Below are 6,000 nucleotides of genomic sequence, written 5' to 3'. Positions count from 1 at the left end.
TTGCGGCTGCCCAGGGTGTCGGGGTGGTCGGCGCCCAGGACCCGGGTCCGGTCGGTGAGGTTCTGCTCCAACAGCGGGATGGCTCGCCCCAGATCCCCCGCCATTTGGTAGGCGCCAGCGAGGTTGTTGCGGCTGCCCAGGGTGTCGGGGTGGTCGGCGCCCAGGACCCGGACAGAGTCGACGAAGGTCTGCTCCAACAGCGGGATGGCTCGCCCCAGATCCCCCGCTGCTTGGTAGACGTAGGCGAGGTTGTTGCGGCTGCCCAGGGTGTTGGGGTGGTTGGCGCCCAGGACCCGGATGGAGTCGGTGAGGTTCTGTTCGTACAGTGGGATGGCCCGGCCCAGATCCCCGGCCGATTCGTAGGCGCCAGCGAGGTTGTTGCGGCTGCCCAGGGTGTCGGGGTGGTCGGCGCCCAGGACCCGGGTCCGGTCGGTGAGGTTCTGCTCCAACAGCGGGATGGCTCGCCCCAGATCACCTGCGGCTTCCAAGTACTGTCCCGCCTGGTTCTGCAAGCCCAAAACCGTCGTGATCGACGATGAGGAACCGGTGGATTCCATGGAACGAGCATGCAGATGCAAGGCCGCGGCTTGGTCGATGAGCGACTCACGATCCAGCCGATCCCAAACCACCCGATGCATCGGTGGCCCGCACGCCTCAACCCATGCCACTGCCGCACCGACTACATTCTCCAGCCGACGTTTCTTGCGGGCGGTGTCGCGGGCGACGCGCTGGATGAAACGGTGCATGCTCACCGTCGCCCCATCCTCGCTCAACACCAGCAGCGACGCATCGGCCAGCGTCCCGATCGCCGCATCCACCCGCACCGCCCCATCCCCGGTGATGACCCCCAGCAGATCCCGATCAGCGGCAGCCCGATGCAGCCAGGTACGCGGCACCCCCGCAGGCGAAATCACCGCCATTAACTCCAGCAGACCCCGCTCCACCCGGGTAGCGCGACCGGAAGCGAACTCAGCCAGCGCCAACACCACCGCTCGCGCCGCACCGACCGGGTACCCGTCACCGGGAACCTTCGGAAACGCCTCCTCCAGCGACACCGACCGCAACCGCTCAACATAGGTGCCATAACCCAACGCCTGCCGGTTGATGACATACGCCGCCGCGGACAGCGCCAGCGGCAGATGATCCACCTCCTTCGCAAGCGCTCGCGCCTGTACCTCATCGCCGACCTGCCACGGGCGATCGGCGCGTTCACGCAGGAACGCCAACGCTTCGGCGTCGGTGAAGACCTCCACTCGCACCGCAGTTCCGAGCATCTCCACACTGCGGTAGTTACTGGAGATCACCACCTGCACCGCTCCCAGCGGCGGTAACCACGCCGTGACCAAATCGGCATCGCTCACGTTGTCCAGCACGATCAGGCACCGCTCGGTCTGGTCGGTCAGCCACTTCTTCAACCGGCGCGCCCCGGCCGCAGCATCCTCCCCAGACATGGTGATCCCCAGATCGGCGGCGACCGCATCCAACCCGGCCACCAACTGATCACCCGTTTCGGCGTACACCCAGGCGACCAGCGGCCACCCTTGCCGTGCGCAGTGCCGCGCATACGCCGCTGCGATCTGCGTTTTGCCCACCCCGCGCGCGCCGGTCAACGCGCAGATCACCGCCACCTGCCCCGATTCCGCCGCCCGCTGCAACGCCTCCATCAACTCCGGACGCGGCTGAAACGCCTTCGGCTCCCGCGGAATGTCCGCCGACACCACCGGACCCTTAGGTCGTACAGGAGCGGGCACGGGCAGCGCCTGGGTCACATACATATCGCGCGCGGCGGCATAGATATCTCGCTGGGCGCTGTTGACTTGGCTGACCGGCGTTTGTGGCGGGTCATCCTCCGGCTCAGCGGGGAGGAAAGGGGGAGGAGTGCCCATACCCGGGGTTAGGGAGTCTCGGACCGTTGGTGAACGGTCATGTCCCGGCCGGCGGCGTAGATGTCGCGACCGGCGAGCATTTGCTGGGTTACCGACCCTGGCGATGCGTGCTTTTCCGCCCATCCCGCCAGTTCCGCCGCGAACTGCGGATCACGCTGGGCATGCCAGGCCAGCGCCGCCGCCAGATCTCTGATCCTGCCGTCATCCTCAGGCTGCTCCTGCGCCTGCTCCAGCGCATCCACCGACCTCGCATCCGCCCCGAATACCGAACGGATCCGCACACGAATGGTTTCCACCAGCGTCAACGCAGCTTTTTCTCCCAGACCGGTCACCGCACCGGTCCCCGCGATCATCGCCACCGCCGCCGCGATCGCACCCACATCCATCAACGACACTCCCTCGCGTTGCCAGCCCCACGGGTAGGAGAACCACACAGATATTGTCACTACTGGATCAACAGTGTGCGGGATATGCGCGGGATAGCTGCCACCGAGCTGCGTACCGGATAGCCTGACGGCGCAGGTCACGGCTTATGAGCGGCTGTAAACGGGAGCCCCCTGTAAAACCGTCGGCTCAGCCTACGCAGACATCCGATCTGCCTAAGACGTCAAGCCGTAGCTTTCAGACGCGGTGAAGAGGCCGCTGTCCGGGACAGTGTGACGAACCTCAACGTGGCTCTGCGTGATGGTCGTTCCGGTGGGCGGTTCTCGTCGACAGCGGTCACTTGCGGCCGGGGCGTCCCAATGATCTACAAGCGGTTCTCCAGTGCCGGCTTCTAGCCTCATCCGCGGTCCTTCTGCCCGACGCGACAGGGCCACGCGGGGGCAGGGGGGCGACGCTGATGAGAAAAGACTTCGACGAGGTCCGAGAACGGCCGGGTGCCCGCCGGCATACGGAGGCTCCATGAGCGACGCGTACTCCCCCATCCCTGAGCTGAATCTGCTCAAGGAATTTCAGGACCGGCTCGAAGGCCGGTCCTACGCGCGTGACTTCAAGCTGGTCGACTACGGCAGAGAGATCAGTGGTCTTGACGATCCGGAGCTCAAGGAGCGGCTGATTTTCTTCGCCTACGCCACTGGTGCCCCTTCGTTGTACGCCCTGTGGCGGTGCGATGACCGAGAGGACCTCGCCACCCTGCCCGTCATCTTCTGCGGAGACGAGGGTGAGATCTTCATCGAGGCGCCCAACCTGCGTGATCTGTTGCGGGTTCTCACTCTCGACGGCACCCACATCGACGGTATCGAACTTGAGGAGGAGGATCACACCGACGGCCACCGCGAATATCTTGCCTGGCTGGACGAGCACTTCGGACTGAAGCCGATCCAGGACCCCGCCCCGATCCACAAGGCGGCCTTCGAGCAGTACGGCCGATCTTTCGCCGAATGGTGGCTGCGGCGCGAACCGGACTACGCCTCCCTTGCGGAAATGCTCCAGGAACTGGCCTGCCGGTGGCGGCTCGGCTCAACTCCGAACGGTCCGTGTTCCGGGTGTGGGGTTTCGGGGTGTGAAGTCAAGTGGGGCAGATCCCTACAGCACGGATAGCAAGATCATGGGCGGTGTCAAGACGTCAAGCCGCGGCTTCCAGGCGCGGCGGGAAGGCTATGTGCTCGTCGTAGATCTCGCGGTTCTGCAGGCAGTGGAACAGGCACCCGAGCATCCGGTTGAAGGTGTTGCGCAGCGCGCTGGAGTGCCGGTCGCCCTCGGCGCGCCGGCGGTCGTAGTGAGCCCTGGGGCCTGGTGCCCGTAAGGAGGCGAAGGACCACACGTAGCCGACGGCGGCCAGGCGTTGATTCTTCACGTTGCGGTGGTGGACGACCAGGCTCTTGCCCAAGGCGCGGGTGATGGGCGCCGATCCGGCGTAGGCCTTCAGTGCGCGGGCGTCGGCGAAGCGGGTGCGGTCGTCGCCGAACTCGGCGAGCACGCGGGCGCCGGTCAGGTCAGCAAGGCCCGGGAAGCTGGTGATGATGGCGGCGTCAGGATGCTGGCGGAAGGCCTCGCTGGTGGCCTCGGCGAGCTCGTCGGCGGCACGGCATGCCGCTTCCAGTTGCAGCAAGAGCGCCTGAGCCTGACGGCCGAACGCTTCCTCGACCAACGGGAGCCGGCGAAGGTGCTCTTCGCGGAACAGTGCCTGCAGCCGGTCGACCTAAGTCTCAAGGCTGCGCTGCCGGCCCGAGGCGCGCAGCAGGGCGTGCGGCCGGCGGGTGGTGAGTTTGGCGGCTGCAGTGGGCGTCGGCGCCGCCTGCAGGATGGTGCTGGCCTCGCGGGAGGTCAGGCCGATGTTCTTGACGTGGAAGGCCTTCAACGCTGCGGGGAAGTACTCGCGCAGCAGCGACCGGAGCTGGTTGGCCAGCTGCTGGCGGTTCCACACCGCGTCCTGCTGGGCGCGGGCCAGCACGGCGATTGCCTGGGCCAGCTCGGACCACCACCCGCCGGTCGCTCACCCTCACCGCGTACGGCCTGCGATGAGAAGTCCAAGCTCCAGTTCAAGTCGAGACGTCAGCGGGATGAGCTCCCGAGTCGGGAAACTCGGGGTCGTACAGAGTCATTAGGTTCGAGTCCTGCACCTGCCACACTGGATTTTCCCAGTTCAGAGCCCCGCGAGGGGCTCTTTTGCTTTTCCGGGACAGGTAGCCGCAGGCAGCCGGAAGCAGCCGCATGTCACCACTCCATCAATATGCGTGCAATGATCTTGAAGGCGTTTTCCCAGGTCGTTCCGGGCTTTCCGAGCGGTTCACGAGCGGAAGGCGACCCAGGGAACGCCAGAGGGTCCCGGACGGCTTCCGGGACCCTCTTCGTACGCTGAACACCTCGCCGACCAGCGCGTCACCGAGACGACGTGGTCAACGTCGCGCAGCGGAACAGCGTCTACCAGACGATCGACCGGCTGCTCCGTGCCGGACTGATCGCGGTCCGCGAGACCCCGTGCGAGGAGAACCGCCCGGAGCGCACGGTCTACGAGCCGACCGAGGCGGGCAGGGAAACGCTGCGGTAGTGGATGCGGACGATGCTGAGCACGCCCGCCGCGCTCGCCTTCGTGGTCGTGCCGGCGCCCGGCGAGGTCGTGGCCGCGCTGGAGGAACGCGTCGCCTCTCTGGAGGCGCGACTCTCGGACCTCGACGCCGATCTGGCCGCGACCGCGGAGTTCCTGCCCCGGCTCTTCCTCGTGGAGTCCGAATACCAGCGGGCCATGGTCATGGCCGAGCTGAACTACGTCCGAGGTCTCGCCGACGATCCGCGCGCGGGCCGGCTCGACTGGGACCATCGCCGCTGACCCGCTCCCAGCTTGAAGACGGGAGCGCTCTCCGGTGGGACCCAGGATCCGGCACCCGGGCCGGGCGGGAAGATGATGTCCCGCCCGGCCCGTACGCGCGTCGGCTCCAGGTCATGTTGATCTCACGATGCCGGGATTCCCGTACCCACGGGCGACGTCAGCTGAAGGTCAGGGCCGGGTAGGCGAAGAGCATCACGGCGCCGAAGCCGAGCTTGAGCACCGCGTCGACGACCCCGAACACGGGGGTTGGCACCTCGCGCGCCAGCCGCAGTCCGACGAACGCGTTGATCGCCGTCAGGACGCCCAGGATCGTGATCAGCGGACCGTGGGCGAGACCCATCGGCAGGAAGTGCAGGCCGACGACGAAAAGGATGCTGAGGATCAGCGTCCGCTCGTCCGCGTCCTTGTTCTTCGTGAGGACCAGATAGATCAGGCCCCCCTCGATGACGAAGGAGCCGACGAGCCCGGCGATGTGCGCGAACGACGGGCTGCCGAGGCTTGGGAGCAGCGCGCTGAGGCCGCTCGCGGTGAATCCCGTGATGAACCCGCCGATGAGGAACTGGATCCAGTACTTGTTGAACGCCCAGCTTCCCAGGAAGCCCAGGCCGACGAAGACCAGGAAGAGGCCGCCTCCGCGGATCAACGGATATGGATGATCTGCAATGAATACGACAATTGATGGCATATAGGCTCTAACCTTCCCCAAAGGTAAAGATCAGGCATTATTGCAGAACGGTGATCAATGATGAGGCCGTCGGCCGGGCGCGCCTCCGGGGCCTGATGTTCACGTGCGAGATCCGTCGGAGTCACCCGGGCTGCCCGGCGGGGGACTTCGACCACGGC

General features: G+C 66.2%; 6 protein-coding genes and 1 pseudogene. 3 read left to right on the top strand and 4 right to left on the bottom strand.

What is annotated here, in order from left to right; all coding sequences use genetic code 11:
• A partial coding sequence (locus tag ABT130_RS21040; RefSeq protein ID WP_350957555.1) for a tetratricopeptide repeat protein occupies positions 1-1,886 on the bottom strand: 1,886 nt, incomplete at its 3' end.
• An 8-nt stretch (positions 1,887-1,894) separates the two neighbouring features.
• Positions 1,895-2,272, bottom strand: a complete 378-nt coding sequence (locus ABT130_RS21035; protein WP_350957552.1) for a hypothetical protein — start codon at positions 2,270-2,272, stop codon at positions 1,895-1,897.
• Between the two features lie 517 nt (positions 2,273-2,789).
• On the opposite strand from ABT130_RS21035, the gene ABT130_RS21030 reads away from it, so the two are divergent.
• Complete coding sequence (locus ABT130_RS21030; RefSeq protein WP_350957549.1) at positions 2,790-3,428, top strand: hypothetical protein; 639 nt, start codon at positions 2,790-2,792, stop codon at positions 3,426-3,428.
• Positions 3,429-3,453: 25 nt separating this feature from the next.
• Here ABT130_RS21030 and ABT130_RS21025 read toward each other — a convergent pair.
• Positions 3,454-4,305, bottom strand: a pseudogene (locus ABT130_RS21025) (transposase); the annotation flags it as partial.
• A 417-nt stretch (positions 4,306-4,722) separates the two neighbouring features.
• On the opposite strand from ABT130_RS21025, the gene ABT130_RS21020 reads away from it, so the two are divergent.
• Entirely contained in the window at positions 4,723-4,878 is a 156-nt protein-coding gene (locus tag ABT130_RS21020) for a PadR family transcriptional regulator (RefSeq protein WP_350957547.1), read from the top strand.
• A gap of 12 nt (positions 4,879-4,890) precedes the next feature.
• Entirely contained in the window at positions 4,891-5,157 is a 267-nt protein-coding gene (locus ABT130_RS21015; RefSeq protein WP_350957544.1) for a hypothetical protein, read from the top strand.
• Between the two features lie 157 nt (positions 5,158-5,314).
• Here ABT130_RS21015 and ABT130_RS21010 read toward each other — a convergent pair whose 3' ends face one another.
• On the bottom strand, positions 5,315-5,800 hold the full coding sequence (locus ABT130_RS21010; RefSeq protein ID WP_350918112.1) for a DUF6609 family protein: 486 nt from the start codon (positions 5,798-5,800) through the stop codon (positions 5,315-5,317).
• Positions 5,801-6,000 lie beyond the last annotated feature (200 nt).

The organism is Streptosporangium sp. NPDC001681 (assembly GCF_040298085.1).
Classification (GTDB): domain Bacteria; phylum Actinomycetota; class Actinomycetes; order Streptosporangiales; family Streptosporangiaceae; genus Streptosporangium.
The sequence above is the reverse complement of the archived record's forward strand: the minus strand, read 5'-3'. Positions and strand labels throughout refer to the sequence as shown.